14 protein-coding genes, 1 tRNA gene and 1 riboswitch are annotated in these 16,055 nt (G+C 48.5%); of the genes, 13 read left to right on the top strand and 2 right to left on the bottom strand.

Features of this window, described 5'->3' with window-relative positions; translation table 11 throughout:
* Positions 1-145 precede the first annotated feature (145 nt).
* From ACIDITHRIX25_RS82330 to rlmB, 4 genes are all read left to right on the top strand, one after another.
* Positions 146-625 carry a CarD family transcriptional regulator gene (locus tag ACIDITHRIX25_RS82330; protein ID WP_052604851.1) on the top strand — a complete coding sequence of 160 codons (480 nt, stop codon included), beginning with the start codon at positions 146-148 and terminating at the stop codon, positions 623-625.
* 13 nt (positions 626-638) lie between these two features.
* The gene (locus ACIDITHRIX25_RS82335; RefSeq protein WP_201731873.1) at positions 639-1,328 is read left to right on the top strand and encodes an IspD/TarI family cytidylyltransferase; all 690 of its coding nucleotides are present in this window, start codon (positions 639-641) and stop codon (positions 1,326-1,328) included.
* 9 nt (positions 1,329-1,337) lie between these two features.
* The gene (gene ispF / locus ACIDITHRIX25_RS82340; RefSeq protein WP_052604853.1) at positions 1,338-1,829 is read left to right on the top strand and encodes a 2-C-methyl-D-erythritol 2,4-cyclodiphosphate synthase; all 492 of its coding nucleotides are present in this window, start codon (positions 1,338-1,340) and stop codon (positions 1,827-1,829) included.
* 184 nt (positions 1,830-2,013) lie between these two features.
* The gene (rlmB, locus tag ACIDITHRIX25_RS82345; protein WP_052604854.1) at positions 2,014-2,844 is read left to right on the top strand and encodes a 23S rRNA (guanosine(2251)-2'-O)-methyltransferase RlmB; all 831 of its coding nucleotides are present in this window, start codon (positions 2,014-2,016) and stop codon (positions 2,842-2,844) included.
* A gap of 513 nt (positions 2,845-3,357) precedes the next feature.
* On the opposite strand, the gene ACIDITHRIX25_RS82350 is transcribed toward rlmB, so the two are convergent.
* Positions 3,358-3,430: transfer RNA gene (locus ACIDITHRIX25_RS82350), tRNA-Thr, on the bottom strand.
* 295 nt (positions 3,431-3,725) lie between these two features.
* On the opposite strand from ACIDITHRIX25_RS82350, the gene ACIDITHRIX25_RS82355 reads away from it, so the two are divergent.
* Both ACIDITHRIX25_RS82355 and otsB read left to right on the top strand, forming a co-directional pair.
* The gene (locus tag ACIDITHRIX25_RS82355; protein WP_201731874.1) at positions 3,726-4,550 is read left to right on the top strand and encodes a LytR C-terminal domain-containing protein; all 825 of its coding nucleotides are present in this window, start codon (positions 3,726-3,728) and stop codon (positions 4,548-4,550) included.
* Positions 4,540-5,361: a trehalose-phosphatase gene (gene otsB / locus ACIDITHRIX25_RS82360; RefSeq protein WP_201731875.1), complete on the top strand. Its 822-nt coding sequence runs from the start codon at positions 4,540-4,542 to the stop codon at positions 5,359-5,361. Before ACIDITHRIX25_RS82355 ends, otsB begins: the two co-directional genes overlap by 11 nt.
* 42 nt (positions 5,362-5,403) lie before the next feature.
* On the opposite strand, the gene ACIDITHRIX25_RS82365 is transcribed toward otsB, so the two are convergent.
* Complete coding sequence (locus ACIDITHRIX25_RS82365) at positions 5,404-6,804, bottom strand: trehalose-6-phosphate synthase (RefSeq protein WP_201731876.1); 1,401 nt, start codon at positions 6,802-6,804, stop codon at positions 5,404-5,406.
* Between the two features lie 131 nt (positions 6,805-6,935).
* On the opposite strand from ACIDITHRIX25_RS82365, the gene ACIDITHRIX25_RS82370 reads away from it, so the two are divergent.
* The 7 genes from ACIDITHRIX25_RS82370 (at position 6,936) to ACIDITHRIX25_RS82400 (ending at position 15,992) form a co-directional block, all read left to right on the top strand.
* Positions 6,936-7,934 (top strand): glycerate kinase, encoded by a 999-nt coding sequence (locus ACIDITHRIX25_RS82370; RefSeq protein ID WP_201731877.1) that lies wholly within the window; start codon positions 6,936-6,938, stop codon positions 7,932-7,934.
* Positions 7,935-8,106: 172 nt separating this feature from the next.
* Positions 8,107-8,193, top strand: a riboswitch (SAM riboswitch).
* A gap of 11 nt (positions 8,194-8,204) precedes the next feature.
* On the top strand, positions 8,205-9,452 hold the full coding sequence (locus ACIDITHRIX25_RS82375) for a threonine synthase (protein WP_201731878.1): 1,248 nt from the start codon (positions 8,205-8,207) through the stop codon (positions 9,450-9,452).
* Positions 9,452-9,733: a MoaD/ThiS family protein gene (locus ACIDITHRIX25_RS82380; RefSeq protein ID WP_052604860.1), complete on the top strand. Its 282-nt coding sequence runs from the start codon at positions 9,452-9,454 to the stop codon at positions 9,731-9,733. Before ACIDITHRIX25_RS82375 ends, ACIDITHRIX25_RS82380 begins: the two co-directional genes overlap by 1 nt.
* A 396-nt stretch (positions 9,734-10,129) precedes the next feature.
* On the top strand, positions 10,130-11,749 hold the full coding sequence (groL, locus tag ACIDITHRIX25_RS82385) for a chaperonin GroEL (RefSeq protein ID WP_052604861.1): 1,620 nt from the start codon (positions 10,130-10,132) through the stop codon (positions 11,747-11,749).
* Between the two features lie 233 nt (positions 11,750-11,982).
* Entirely contained in the window at positions 11,983-12,666 is a 684-nt protein-coding gene (locus ACIDITHRIX25_RS82390; RefSeq protein ID WP_052604862.1) for a hypothetical protein, read from the top strand.
* 5 nt (positions 12,667-12,671) lie between these two features.
* Complete coding sequence (locus ACIDITHRIX25_RS82395; RefSeq protein WP_200891194.1) at positions 12,672-15,125, top strand: AAA family ATPase; 2,454 nt, start codon at positions 12,672-12,674, stop codon at positions 15,123-15,125.
* A 156-nt stretch (positions 15,126-15,281) separates the two neighbouring features.
* Entirely contained in the window at positions 15,282-15,992 is a 711-nt protein-coding gene (locus tag ACIDITHRIX25_RS82400; protein WP_052604863.1) for a chlorite dismutase family protein, read from the top strand.
* Positions 15,993-16,055 lie beyond the last annotated feature (63 nt).

Genomic DNA, 16,055 nt, shown 5'->3' on the forward strand with positions numbered 1-16,055 from the left:
GACACGTTAGCGACTTTTTTCCGATTAAGGTGGCAAAAAAGAGTATATGATTGGATATCCTTGACGAATAGATGAAGTATTTGGGATCAAGGTGGAAATTTAGCTCTAAAATTAAGGGGTAAATCTATCTAGCTTCGGGAGAAATATGAAATTCGAGGTTGGCGACAAAGTTGTCTACCCCCACCACGGAGCTGCCATAATTCTAAAGCGCGAGGAGATGGACTTTCTTGGAGAAACCAAGGAGTACCTCGTACTAAAGTTAGCTTTTGGGGATCTGACATTGAAGGTCCCGGTTGATAAGGCCGAAGAAGTGGGAATCCGCGAGGTAATCAACGACGAAGAAGTTGAAGAGGTTTTTGCCGTTTTGAAGAAGAAAGACGCGCGTATGCCAACTAACTGGTCGCGTCGTTATAAGAACCACGTTGAAAAACTTAAATCCGGTGATATCTATCAAGTCGCCGAAGTCGTTAGGAACCTGACGATTCGTGATAACGATAAAGGTCTCAGTGCAGGGGAGAAGAGGATGCTCTCGAAGGCCCGCCAGATCTTAGTCTCTGAATTGACGTTCGCTCTAGGCGTTGCCGAGGCCGAAGCCGAGTCTAAGCTCGACGCAGCATTGGCCTAGAAGAGGCTGGCAAATGGCTCAAACTTCCACAAGGGGTGAAGTCTGGACCGTGGTTGTGGCAGGAGGATCTTCCTTACGGTTTGGTTCTCCAAAGATGCTTGAGCTGATTGAGGGAAAATCGGTTCTGGAGATCTCGATGGAACAGGCACGAAATAACTCGCATCGGGTGGTCTTGGTTGTGCCTGGGAACTTATTGGCTACCTTTGACTCTATGGCCGACATCGTCGTTAGCGGCGGTCCAAGCCGCAGTGCTTCGGTGAGTAATGGAGTCATGGCTGTTCCACAAAGCGCTAGGAGCATTCTTATTCATGATGGGGCTCGACCCCTAGCTAGTTCGCTTCTTTATCGTAGGGTAATAGCAAAGATTGACGATGGAGCTTTAGCGGTTGTTCCCGTTGTTCCAATCACGGACTCTCTCAAGTCAATTGACGACTTCGGGCACGTAAAATCTATTTCGCGCAGTGGTTTTTTTGGGGCACAAACACCACAAGGTTTTGATTTTAATAGTGCACGAGCAATTGCCCAGGCGACTTTGGATCAGACAGATGATATTTCAACGGCACAGGCACTTGGCTTGGAGGTCTCCTACGTAGAGGGTGAGACGACAAATATTAAGATCACGGTGCCTTCTGATTTGGTAGTGGCCAGAGCTCTCTATGACTACCTCCGACTAAAAGAATCAGGCGCCCAACCCGGAAGCTGAGAGGCGGTAATGGTGGATTTCTCAAAGTTGCGCATTGGTTCTGGGTATGATTTGCACCCGATTTCAGATGATCCAACACGCAAGTTTTACCTTGGAGGAGTGGAGATCTCCTCGGGCAGTGGGCCAATGGGCCACTCCGATGCAGACGTCGTCTGCCATGCAATAGCAGATGCCATTTTGGGGTTGGTCGGCCTTGGAGGTATCGGTGATCATTTTCTAGCTAGTGATCCACAGTGGAAGGATGCCAAGAGTACCTTGATGTTGGCGAGATGTCTTGATATGGTGACAGATCGTGGTGCGTATGTAATCAATGTGGATGTAACGGTTATCCTTCAAACACCTCGGATCTCGCCTTATAGAAGTATGATCGAGGGAGCATTGAGCGAGTTGTTGAAGGTCCCTGTATCTCTAAAGGCTAAGAGCCCTGAACACGTGGGTTCGCTCGGACGAAATGAGGCAGTGGTAGCCCAAGCTGTCGCTCTGGGGTATCTCAACCCCTAAATTCCACGAGGTCGAGACAATGCTATCTAGGACATTAGGATCTATCTAAATATTTTTTAATAAGCGAAACCTCTGGTTGGCGTCGCTTATTACTTTTTGGTTGTGTTGTAGCGCATGGCCATTAAGGACCATTTTCAAACATGGGCCCTATGGCTCCACTCAATCGTTAGGAAACTTAGAGTCAATGGCACAACGTAATAGACCTCCAGTAAACAGAGATCGTCGGGGCCGAGATCAACAATCTTTCGTTCAAAAACGACGCTCCTTGGGAGGTGAACAAGTCGAGGGACGTCAGGCCGTTCGAGAGTTGTTGATCGCCAAGCGGCGAACTGTCGAATACATCTGGATCGAAGAGACTGTAGAGCGAAAGGGTATAGTCACCGAGATTGTAGAGTTGGCGCTAAATCGTAGAATTCCGCTACTCACAGTCTCAAGACGCAAGTTCGAATCTGAGGTTAGATCTGAAGGTAGCCAAGGAATATTAGCAAAGGCGGCAGCACTTCGTGACGTTGATCTTGAGGATCTAGTCAATGGAGTGGAATCGCCGTTTTTGGTAGTTGTAGATGGAATTACAGACCCACACAACCTTGGCGCAGTTCTACGTTCTGCCGAGTTAGCAGGTGTAACCGGTATTGTTTTGCCACAACATCGTACTACGCATATAACCCCCACTGTAGCCAAAGCAGCAGCTGGAGCTGTTGAATACTTGAACTTTTCTTTGGTCTCTGGAGTCCCTAGTGCCCTTCGTAGCCTTGAAGAGCTGGGTGTTTTTAGAGCAGGACTTGATGTAAGAGGAAAATCCAGCGTATTTTCGATAAGTCCTATGGTGGTGGATAGACTAGCGCTAGTCTTGGGTTCAGAGGACAAAGGATTGTCGCGTTTGACATCTGAACGGTGCGACGAGTTGGTTCGAATTCCCCAGGCGGGTCGATTGGATTCTCTGAATGTGTCAGCGGCGGCCGCGATTTCACTTTTTGAGGTGGCCAGATTGAGGTCAGCCGCCACCCCCGGATAATCTGTTGATTGCCAAGGTATCGATTTGGGCGAGGGCGTGTCTTTTGCAGCCCTAGCCTTTGGTCGTCTGTTTTGATTTATTAATATCAATTCAAGCACTCTTTAATTCTCCACCAATGTAGAGATATTTTGGAACACGCGAACCCTTGAAGTCTTTTGGTGGGTCATTGTCGATACCTCCGAGGCGAAGAGGGGGGGATGTTGCTTTCTCGGCGTGGTTGATAGTCCCTTAGTCAACCTTAGATATCCCAAGCAGCTATGTGAAATTGAAAGTTCAGTCGTCGCTGTCCATCACTGAGCCTATAAGGTGGCCTTAGCGTGATGGCCTTGACTCTGAACTTTAGCGATCTAGTCTAAGGCCTATTTCTCATGCCATTGTTAAGCGGTTATGGCGGAGCCGTCAAGTCACTTGGTCATAGTTATTTTGGTCATAGTTATTTTGGTCAGAATTGTTTGGGTTGCGAGCCGAGGGTGGCATCTGCCCTGTTTAGTTGTCGGCCTCATTGGTTGAATGAGCCGGTGGTCGGACTCGAACCGACGACCTGACGATTACAAATCGCCTGCGCTACCAACTGCGCCACACCGGCATTGAGAAAAATATTCTAGCGTTAGGTGACCACTTTGGCTCCGTAGACATCAAAGTAAATTCTTTCCCTAAGGCCAACTCTTGGGTGATAGCGCCTTGGTGGCGTTGCGACTTTTGCTTTTATCGACCCAGCGTTATTCTTATCGTTTTCGGTTTGGCTTTAATATCTCTGGTTTGGCTGTCTAGTGTCTTTCAAATTACAGTATTGTTATTATTGAATATTCATTTTTAAATATGCTTATAAAGTTCGGTAAATCTGACTGTTTTTAATTTGACGGTGAAACAGGGGGAAGTAAATGGTTGATGGTAGGTTCCCCAACGACGAGATCTTCAAGAATCCGTTGGATCCCGGAAAAAGGCCGAAGCATCTTAGTCCTAACCCTTCTCGTTCCCGTTTGGGTAAGGTGGGAGTCTCCTCCGGATCAGCCGTTACAGGGGTAGCTATCTTGGCCTTTATAGCCCTTTTAGCCTTTGGCATACCCAATATTAACGCTTCGTCAAGTCGAACAACAACAACCAGCACCGTGCTGTCGGCCGCTCCACCTCTCCAACCTTCGCCTACGATTGTTTCCGCCTCCCCGTCGTCTTCGTCATCTAAATCGAGCGTTCAAAGTGGTACTTCATCGGTTTCCTCCGTAGCTGGAGGTGCCAAAGATTCTGCGCCTACGACCTTGCCACAGCATGCAACCACTTCTTCTCCAAGAGTTGCATCCTCCCCGACAACTACTGGAATTTTGGGCTCAACTCGAGGGGCATCATCGAGATCTACCTCTCCGACTACCTCTCCGACTACTTCTCTTGCGGCTGGGGTTAATCCGGCGAACGCCTTGATAACGGTAAGGGTTGCCAACGCAACATCGGTTGCGGGAGCAGCTGGTACGATAACTTCCAAGTTGGCGGCGCTTGGCTTTAATGTTTTAGCTCCCACAAATGCAGGAGCGTCAAATCTGAGCACAACTACGGTCTATTATTATTCGGGTTTTGTTGTAGCGGGTCAGGCTGTTGCTAGGATTTTGGGTCTTCCAGTCTCTGATGCCGTTCCATATTCGACCCAAGCTCCAATCGGCGCTGCAAGTCCTTCAGATATAAACGTTGTGTTAGGCTCAGACATTGCTGGATGACCTAGATGCGGTGCTTTTGGAATTTGCCAATGCATCAAGAACTGTGGGTGAGTCGGTAGGCTTTATCTTCGATTTCGATGGCACCTTGGCGCCTATTGTTGAATCGCCATCTAAGGCTCGAATGCACCCTCTCTTCGTCCCATTGCTGAGAAGGATAATTTCTTCGTATGATCTAGCAATTGTCTCGGGTAGGCCGATAGATTTTCTCCTCGAGCAGTTCAAATTTTTAGCTTCGCAAACGAGAAATTTTCGGGTTCGTCTCTTTGGCCACTATGGCTTTGAAAGTTCTGATTTAGAGGGTCTCTCGATTGAGCGTCGAGTGATCCCTGCTGGAGAATTGGAGAAACTAGAGGAATTTAGGAATCGATGGAAGCGCATGAGCTTCCCCGAAGTTGCCTTTGAGGATAAGGGAGTCTCTTTTGGTCTTCACTATCGAGGCGCCCCACAGATACGCCAGCCTTTGGGCGCATGGATCTCTCAAGAGCTCGCACAACTGCAAGGATTGATAATTCGTCCCGGCAAGATGGTCTTTGAAGTTGCTCCAGCATCAATGCCATCCAAAGAAGTCGTCGTAAATGAGTTGCTTAGCTTTACTCCGAGGGTTGTATTTAGTGGTGATGACTATGGAGATCTGGGAGTCTTTAGATTGCTACGCCTCGATAACTACTCGAAGCGATGCTTGTCTATCCTTGTGGCGAATGCAAGTGAGACCCCAGACGAATTGGCCGAGACGTGCGATTTAAAGACACAGTCGCCTGCTGAATTGGCTTTGGTTATCGATCGATTACTGGGGCTTTTGGACCAAAGCTAACTAGTCAAAAGCCCCAGGATGTTGTGATGGCTTTGCTTTTACCTAAGGTGCATTGAACCAATTGATCTGGTTAGAAAGCCACAACTGTGGATTGAACTCTAGGAATCGAGTTTTCAAATGCGAGTTGTGAGACTTTCTTTGTTCTTTGTTGAGCGCAAGCGACTGCGAGATTGCAAGAGCTGTCTCTTTGATATCGAATGGGTTGACGAGGGGGATGATCTCGGAAACGATCTCAGCAACTCCGGCGTTTTTGGAAAGGACCAGTACTCCATCGTGCTCGTTCAGTATTGTGCCCTCGCTTGCGACTAAGTTGAGGCCATCCCTGATTGGATTGACCAATAAGACGTCGTAGCTTCGAAGGATTGCTAACGATAGGGCAAAATTATCTTCCGAGAAAAGTACGATTGGGTCGCTCTCCAACTCTATCTTAAGCGGTCGTGCCAATTCACGGAGGTACTTATTGGCGCTTTCAACCTTTTCGTGGACCTCTCTGGCGTATTCGCCATAGTCAGGAATAGCCTCCCGGCTCGGGTAGCAGTTTGCAAAGTGCACTGTGGTAGCTAGAAGGTATGGATAGAACTTATACATCTCAACTATTGAATCGATTCCCCGGAGGATATTCTTGGATGGCTCCATCCTGTCTATTCGTGCAATTATTCTCCGTCCGTTAGCCAAGGCCCCTAATTTGTCTGCTGCCTCTTCAACTTGGGGCGTGTTGCCTAAGTTGACTATGTCGATAGCGTCGGTACCGAGTGGGTTAACCCAAGAATGTTTGGCCTGGTTGGCCCCAAAGGAACTTACGCAATCTAAGTAATTTTGCTGCCATTTGGCAGCATGAAAGCCAAGATGATCAAGGTTTGAAAGCGATTCTAGAATTTGTTTTGCTATCTCATTAGGAAGGACGTCAAGTTCAGACGGAGACGAAAATGGTGTATGTAAGAACATCGCCAGGGAGGAGTCAGGCCGAAGTGGTGCAAGAAAGTGTGCCACCATGAACATGTGGTAGTCCTGAAGGATAATCCGCGCTCCTTTTGGAGCGATTTCAGCGACACTTTTGGCAATTTCGCTGGAGTACTCGAGGTACTTTTTCCAACTTAAGTAAAAGACACTGTCGAAGGAGGGATTTCTTGAGGTTTGGAACATTCCATGGGTGAGATACCAAAGAACCTTATTGGAGATGTCGTTATAGGCGGCGTCGTAAACGTCAGGGGCTACTTCAATTGGCTCTAGCCCTTGCATGAATCTGCCAAAGAGACCATGGCTCTGTGCGTCGAGTTCGGCTTGGGATGAGATCGGAAAGCACCATTTTATGGCGCCATCTTGTGCCAGAGGGCTAAGCGCGCTCACAAGTCCGCCGCCGCCCCGTGAGAGAATAACATCCCCGCTGGGAGTGACTTTGGCCGAAGCGGGACCACGATTTGAAACGATAACTAATGGATCCATATCCCCTAAAAGCTAGTGCAATCACCACTCGATCCATTCGCAAATGCAATTGAGGTTCAATTTATTAAAAGCACGACACACTAGTGACTCGAACCACGAATGTCATTTTGGAATCGAATAGCCTTAGATGAGTGAAGGTTTTGATTCTTCCTGACAAGTTTCGTGGCACTTTGACTTCAGGTGACTTTATTGAAGTGGCGACAGCAGCTTTGACCCCACGCCATAGTGTGATCGCAAGGCAGATCTCCGATGGCGGGGAAGGACTTTTAGAGGCAGTTGGTGGTAGATCGCGCCCCTTGGTGGTAAGAGGTCCGCTAGGGAAAGATGTCGAATCCCGTTACCATCTGCTTCGAAATGGCGACGCAGTTGTTGAGATGGCACTGGCCTCAGGGCTGGCACTTATCGGCGGGGCAACAAAAAATGATCCTATTGCAGCTTCTACCTATGGGACAGGGCAGCTTATTAGGGCTGCGATCGAGGACGGTGCTACTCATATTGTGGTGGGCTGTGGTGGATCGGCAACAACCGATGGAGGCTGGGGCGCGCTTGTGGCGTTGGGGCCAAAGATCGATCTTCCAGGCTTGAAATTGACTGCGTTGGTTGACGTAGAGACGACTTTTTTGGATGCACCGGCTGACTTTGCTCCCCAAAAAGGGGCCACGCCTCTAGAGGTTCGGTTTTTGGAGCGACGTCAGCTGGCTATTGCCGGTCAACTTTTGGATCGATTCGGAAGAAGTCCCCTTGGTCTTCCCAAGACGGGCGCCGCAGGTGGGCTTGCTGGAATGCTCTATTGCGCCGGGGGTGACCTTGAACTTGGCTTTGATTACTTGAGCGAGCTTCTTGGCCTAGAGGAGCTGATATTGGAGGCAGACTTAGTCCTAACGGGCGAGGGGTGCTTGGACAATGAGAGTTTCAACGGCAAGGTGGTTGGGCGAATCATCGAGAGATGTACCTACCTGTCTCGCAGGATTGTAGTAGTCGTTGGAATGATTGCGAGTGATTTTGATCGCAATCATTTAAGTGAGGGCGTCGAACTTGTCTCTTTGGCAGAACGCTACGGCGAGGATCGATCTATTATCCATACCAAAGAATGCTTGAGAGATGCCATTGGCGCCGTCTCGTTAGACTAGCTCGCTTTTGAGGTTTTGGATCTAGGGTTTTATGCCATCTTTGATGTTTGTCTCAGCTCATTTGCGTGAATCGAGAGGCTTTTTAGATCGTTTTTGAGGCATCTTTCCATGGAGGTATAGTGTGCATCATTTGCCAAATCAGGCAGTAAACTATTTGGTCAAATAAAACTAAATGTCATCCAGAGCGGTTGAGGGACGGGCCCGAAGAAACCGCGGCAACCAGTGTTAATACCAGGTGCCAATGCCCGACCGATGAGGAGGTAGACGTACTTGTCATACGTAAAATCATTGACCTGTAAAGAGTGCGGTCAGAATTACGAGGCTAAGGCGTATCACGTATGTGAATTTTGCTTTGGACCTCTTGAGGTTAGTTACGACTACGATGCGATCTCTCGTTCTATATCTCGTGAATCAATTGCAAGCGGACCGCTTTCGATTTGGCGCTATCGTGATCTTCTTCCCGTAGAGGGGAGCGACTATGTCTCATTAGGGGCAGGATTTACACCGCTGGTTCGAGCTGAACGTCTGGGGAGGGCCCTTGGCCTAGATGACCTTTGGATCAAGAATGACACCTTGAATCCGACTGGATCTTTCAAGGATCGTGTAGTTTCAGTTGCATTAACTAGAGCTCGAGAACTCGGATTAAAGGTCGCCGCCTGTGCGTCGACTGGAAATTTGGCTAACTCCGTAGCAGCGCACGCAGCCTGGGCGAATATGGACTCTTACGTCTTTGTGCCAGCCAATTTGGAGCGAGCTAAAATTATTACTACCGCCATCTACGGCGGCAACTTAATTGCAATTGATGGAAACTATGACGATGTAAATCGACTCTGTGCAGAGATTGCATCTGAAGTTCCAGATTGGGCTTTTGTCAATGTAAATGTTCGAACCTATTACTCTGAAGGCTCTAAAACTCTAGCCTTTGAAGTTGCAGAGCAGCTTGGCTGGCAAAGTCCTGACCATGTTGTTGTTCCGGTTGCATCTGGAAGTCAGCTGACAAAGATCCACAAGGGGTTCAACGAGCTCTATCGCGTAGGCCTCTTGGATAAGGAACCTAAGGTCAGGATATCTGGAGCTCAGGCCGCCGGGTGTTCACCGGTGGCATCGGCATTTGATCAAGGCGTGGATGTTATTCGCCCAGTGAAACCAGATACAATCGCTAAATCGCTAGCGATTGGTAATCCAGCAGATGGCTACTATGCGTTAGATATTGTGCGAAAGACCGGCGGAGCCTTTGGATCGGTAAGCGATGATGAAATTTTAGATGGTATCCGGCTTCTAGCACGAACTGAGGGAATCTTCGCAGAGACCGCAGGTGGTGTAACTATCGCGACGTTAGCCAAGTTGGTCAAGGCGGGCGTTGTGCAAAAGGGGGAAAAGACCGTTGCTTACGTGACAGGCAATGGCCTAAAGACTGTAGAGGCGTTGGCCCCCACGACGGGTCCCACCATCACAATTGGCCCCTCACTCGATGGGTTTTTTGATTTTTTAAATTCACAAAGAAGGAGCTCAAAATAATGGCTATTACGGTTCGTGTACCTACTCAACTTAGAAGTCTTACTAACGGTGTGTCAGAGGTAACAGTAAATGGCGAAAATGTAGGTGAAGCACTAGCCGATCTAGGAGATCAATTTCCGGGATTGAGTGATCGTATCTTTGATGATTCAGGTGCGATCCGGAGATTCGTCAATATCTTTTTGGCCGATGAAGATGTGCGATTTCTCGATGGCCCACAAACCAAGGTGAGCGATTCCCAAGTTATCTCAATAGTGCCAGCGGTGGCTGGCGGTGCTTTTTGACCTTGATTGTCAAGCATTGAGATTCAGATCGAGTTGCTTTGAGATTTGTGGCCTTGAGCGGCCTTGAGCGAAGAATTTCTGACTCTCTTGGGTGATTAAAGATCCAGGCACATGGAAGGTACCATGGTGATCCATAGTTCCTATCTCAGAACCTTCGGCGTTGTTATCAACTTTTTTAGGTAAGTTCCATGGTGGCAATGGGTGTCGCATGCCAGTGGTGTGGGTGAAGTTGTAAGCACCACTGGGATTTAGTCGGTTTTGCAGTGTCGGTTGCACATATCTAGATTTCAGAGGAAGTAGCGTTGGCGAGCTTTTATTAGAGAAAGCTACATTAAATTTTAATTAGCACTCTAGTATTGAGAGTGCTAAACGGTGACCCAATGGAGGGAGCAATAAATGCCAAAATTGATTGCTTTTGATGAAGAGGCTCGAAGAGCCCTAGAGAGCGGAATGAATCAGCTAGCTGATGCCGTACGTGTTACCCTTGGACCAAAGGGACGAAACGTTGTTCTCGAAAAGAAGTGGGGAGCTCCCACTATTACTAATGACGGCGTCTCTATTGCCAAGGAGATAGAGCTTGAGGATCCATATGAGAGAATCGGCGCTGAACTCGTAAAAGAAGTCGCCAAGAAGACCGACGATGTTGCCGGAGACGGAACTACCACGGCGACCGTGCTTGCATGGTCGATGGTACGTGAAGGTCTGCGAAATGTTGCTGCTGGCGCGAACCCAATGTCGCTCAAGCGAGGTATTGAGGAAGCTGTAGAAGCAGCTGTTATCTCTCTCAAGGCGCTTGCTCGCCAAAGCGAGTCCAAGAGCCAAATCGCACAGGTCGCATCGATCTCAGCTGCAGACAATGAAATCGGTGGCCTTATCTCTGAGGCGATCGATCGAGTTGGAAAAGATGGAGTCATCACGGTTGAAGAGTCTCAGACCTTCGGCATGGAGATGGATCTTGTAGAGGGTATGCGTTTTGATAAGGGCTATGTTTCGCCCTATTTCGTTACCGATCCAGAGACGATGACCGTCGCAATGGATAACCCCTATATCATGTTGGTTTCTTCGAAGATCTCTTCGGTTAGAGACCTTCTGCCCGTGCTTGAGAAGGTAATGCAGACCTCGCGCCCACTAGTCATCATCGCAGAAGATGTCGAAGGTGAAGCACTAGCAGCTCTAGTAGTGAACAAGATTCGCGGAACCTTCAAGTCAGTAGCGGTCAAGGCTCCAGGCTTTGGCGAACGACGTAAGGCTATGTTGCAAGACATAGCAATCCTTACGGGTGGTCAAGTGATCTCCGAAGAAGTTGGATTGAAGCTTGAGAATACAACTCTAGATCTTCTTGGTCATGCCAGACGAGTTGAAATCTCCAAGGATGAGACGACGATAATCGAAGGCTCAGGCTCAGAGGACGACATCAAGGGTCGTGTAAGCCAAATCAAGACAGAGATCGACAATACAGATTCTGACTACGATAGAGAGAAGCTGCAAGAGCGCTTAGCGAAGCTTTCGGGCGGCGTTGCAATCATCAAGGTAGGCGCCGCTACTGAAGTAGAGCTCAAAGAGAAGAAGCATCGCATTGAAGATGCGGTTTCTACTACAAAGGCTGCTATTGAAGAGGGCGTTGTTCCTGGCGGCGGCGTAGCCCTTCTAAGATCGCAAGTGGCTATTCTAGAGCGAGCTGAGAAGCTTGAAGGCGATGAAGCTACTGGTGCTCGAATCGTAGCAAAGGCTGTAGAAGAGCCATTGAAGCAGATCGCTATAAACGCTGGCCTCGAGGGTGGCGTAATAGTTGACAAGGTTAAGAACCTCAAGGGTGCCGAGGGGCTAAATGCGGCAACTGGAATTTACGAGGATCTCTTTGAGTCTGGTGTTATCGACGCCGTCAAGGTTACTCGTTCAGCTCTTCAAAACGCCGCTTCGATCGCCGCACTGTTCTTGACAACTGAAGCAGTTGTTGTAGACAAGCCAGAGCCAAAGGGTGCAGCAATGCCTCAAGGTGGCATGGAAGACTACTAGGAGTAGCTCAAGTGCTTTTTTGAGCGCTTCTTTATTCGAAATTACTTGATCTTTGTGGGTAGGAACTTGTTTGTTCCTACCCACAAAGTCTTTTTAACTTTGATTGATTTTTCAGCAGAATTACAGTAAATGCCACTATCTATTAGTGTGCAGGGTTGAGTATCGTTGAGTTATGATATTCGACACAAGGGTTTCGGAAAAGGTTGAATTTGTCCGACTATAGGATCCGCAAGGTGACAAAGAAGTTTTTGCCGCTACGGCCCCTATGGCGCCCACTGTTTGGCGTGGGTCTATTTGGCCTGGCCCCAGTAATATTGAGCGCATGTGGTTCTAGCTTTGGGTTCTATAACTTCAAAAGCGCGGCTGGCGCCGATATGTACTTTAAGGTTCCATCGAATTGGACCGACTTTGGACCAAGGCAAGTCTTTTCTACTACCCAGACGACGATCTCTCAAAGTCAACTGTCGGCTATCGAGACGGGTAACTGGGCGAATGTATTCACGGCGCAGAAAATTAGCAACATAGCCAATTTGAACGGTGTCTTTTCTAATCAGCCTTTTGGAATCAGCCAAGCCACAAAACTTTCTGCGAGCCAGCGAGACACCTTCTCATTGGCCGGTATGAGGAAGTTGTTGTTGCCAGTTGACCCGCTCTCTTCGAGTAATACATACTCTGGGGCAACATATTCGTCACAAAGTTATAGTGAATTTGTGACACCATCGGGAATGCGGGGGTCGAAGATGCTTGTTTACATAAAGCAAGCTGGGAAGCCCACCGCAGTGCTAGATCAGGTCGCCGAAGTTGATTCCGGAACAAATTGGGTCTACCTAATTGGCGTTGGATGCGATTTGACGTGTTACAAAGCTAATAAGGCAACGATCAATGTAATAGTTAACTCTTGGAATGTTAGGAGCTGAAATTGATGAGGCCAAAAAATGGTCGTCGAGGTATGGGTAATCCATACGATGACGATGACGATTTCGACTCGCCAGAGTACGTAGAGATGAAGACACGCCCCAAGATGGAGCTTTGGGACCGAATCAAGTTTCTTTTGATTTTAGGAATTCTGTTTTTGTTTCTAACTGTTGGGGCTTCTTCGGCGAATCCGCTAATGTCAACGTGGCAGTCGATAATCCATGAGGCTAACGCCGCTTGGTGGTTGGTTCTTTTATTTGCCATCGAAGGGATTCGACAACTTCACTACCTCGTGGCCGAGCAGTCCCCAGAATGGAACACCTTTTTTAGCCAAGTACTTTCTTCAGGAGTTCAGCGACGCAGCGCGAATATGAACGATTGGACTAAATATAGGATGAGCAGAGCCCTAAAATACATTGGGGTTCTAGCGATTCTCGATATCTTTCTAGCAGCTCATTACCACCTTTCGGTCTTTACTGCTCTGTTCCAAGCTCCAGCTGCTCTAGCCTCCTCTATGCCCTTGGTATTGCAATTGGCCTTCGGCTTCGTCTTTGTCATTCTTCAATTTGTAGGCCTCTTTTGGTTTCTCTCCAAGGGTGGAGTAGACGTCTATTTTCCGGGTGACGTAAAGACTCGTTTTTCTGACGTCTGGGGCCAAGATGCTGTTTTGGAGCGCATCAAAGAGAACATCATCTTTCTAAAAGATCCTGATGCTATAGAAGAAAAGGGTGGATACGTCCCAGGAGGTATCCTTTTATGGGGTCCGCCTGGAACCGGTAAGACCCTCATGGCTGAAGCGGTGGCCGGTGAGACCGAGAATCCCTTTGTCTTTGTAGACCCAGGAGCATTCATCAACATGTTTATGGGCGTAGGCGTGATGAAGGTCAAAGGCCTTTTTCGCAAACTGCGCCGATTGGCGGTACGTTACGGCGGGGTCGTTGTCTTCTTCGATGAAGCGGATTCCCTTGGTTCTAGAGGGTCGCTATCTGGTGTGCAGGGAAATGCAAGCAACAGACACTCTTTTTCGTCCCATGTAACGGCCTGTAATGGCAGCTCATACTTAAGTCCAGCCTCTCTAGCAGAAGTTTTGCGTTCTTATCAAGGCGATTCCATAGCAGACCAGCCAGATTCTAGGGGTCGGTTATCCAGATTTATTGCTGGCGCAGGTGGCATGGGTGGGGGTGGCATGGGTGGTTCCGGGACCCTTCAGGCCCTTCTGACTGAGATTTCAGGCCTCAAGAAGCCTCGTGGATTTTTTAATCGTACAGTACGACGGGCCTTTGGCCTAAAGCCCAAGGATCCGCCCAAGTATCGTATGTTGATTATGATGGCCACCAACATGCCTGAGTCTCTTGATGAGGCATTGCTTAGACCTGGGCGTATTGATCGAATATATCGAGTGGGTTATCCGTCTAAGGTCGGACGTATTAGAACATACAAAGGTTATCTTGAAAAGGTCAATCATGAACTTACTGAGGACGAGATCGATCGCTTGGCAACCATTACTCCATATGCCACCGGAGCTACGATCAAGGATTTGGTAAATGAGTCTTTGATTATTTCGATTCGCGATGGCAGGGATTCGATAACTTGGAGGGATGTCGTTCGAGCTAAGCAACTCAAGGAGTTCGGACCGCCTGACGATGTCGAGTATATCGAACGTGATCGCCATGCTGTGGCCATCCATGAGGCGTGTCACGCTGTAGCTGCCGTCAAGATTCGACAGCACCTAACTATTGATATTGCAACCATTGAAAAAGGAAGTAATTTCCTTGGTCTGGTCGCATCGATTCCACCAGAGGATCAGTTCACTCGTTGGAGAAGCGAATACGAAGCCGACATTATGGTCTCGCTAGCTTCGTTGGTCGGGGAGAGAATGTTCTTTGATGGCGATAACTCTTCGGGCGTCTCTGGAGACCTTGAGTCGGCTACAACCGTGGCGACACTCATGGAGGGCTATTGGGGAATGGGGTCGACGATCTCCTCTCACGCTATATCTCAAAAATCAGGGACCGGATCGGCACGGCCAGGGGGCAAGGGTTCCGGTAGGCGCGAAGGCAAGGATCTTCCAGTAATGCTTGGCGATCGTATAGAGGCTAAATTGGACGAACTCTACCGTCGGGTTCGGATTTTGCTCGAGGACAATAGGGATAAAGTTTTTTCTGTAGCCCATGCACTCGAGGCATACAAGACCGTTACAGGAGAGGACATCACCGCGATAATCGAAGGACGACGCGGTCCTTTGCTTGACGGATCGGTCTATGGTGACTCAGCCTTTATAGCCAAGTTGGAGCACTATCACAATGCTGTGTTAGCAGCTCATCGCGACCATAGGACTCCTGATGTAAGCCTTCCTATGCCGCCTAATACTGCGGCATTGATATCTGGCGATTCGACCCTTCTTGTTCAAGACTTTGCTCTTGATGTTGTTGCTCCAATGACTAAGCCTGAAGAGGCTTAGACGGTAAGTCAGTGTCATTTAGACGAAGCTACAGTATTTACATGGTGCGGACAGACGGTTTCGAGCTAGGTTTTCGAGTTACAAGGCACTTGGTCGCCCTGTTATTGCGGGTGACCAAGGTTATTTTATCGATCGCAATATTATAAGGAGACAGTTATGTCTGAAGTGGTCTTTCCGCCCCTAAGTTCCCAAGATGAATCGTTTAGCCCCAAGGAGGGCTGGTCTGTTTTGCATCTTTTTTGTAAAGGCACTGCAAACTTGGATTTCGCGAGCGTCATGGTAGCTCATAAGTCGGCTGTTGCCGATGGATATCAGATTATCCCCTTTGGCCTTTTGGGGCATAAGGCGCAGATTGGTTTTCTAGCACTAGGGCCTAGTTTTGTTCGACTAAAGGAGTTTCAACGTGATTTAGAGCGCTCTGGATTGTCTGTGGTGGACTCCTATGTCTCTATGACCGAGGTCTCTGAGTATGCGAGCGGCATGCCAAAGGATCGCAAGGAGCCCAGACTTCATCCACTCCTACCTCCGAGTGGGATGTACAATATTTGCTTTTATGGTATGTCGAAAAAGAGAGGCGAGAAGGATAACTGGTACTCCTTGTCATACGAGGAGCGCGAGCGAATGATGTTTGGTCATGGTGCATCTGGCAGAGCTTTTGCCGGTAGAGTCGTCCAGTTGGTTACTGGCTCCACGGGAGTGGATGACTATGAGTGGGGAGTGACCCTTTTTGGAGCTCGCCCCGACGATCTAAAGGAAGTTGTCTACACGATGCGCTTCGACGAAGCGTCTGCACTCTATGGCGAGTTTGGCCCATTTTACACCGGAGTGATCGGGGACATCGAGAGTGTCTTAGCCGCCTCTTTCTAGCCCTAGATAGTGGTTGATTTTTCCTTTTGCCCCTGGATTAGCACCCTAGGGGCAAATTTATTT

The sequence above is a fragment of the Acidithrix sp. C25 genome (genome assembly GCF_904848545.2).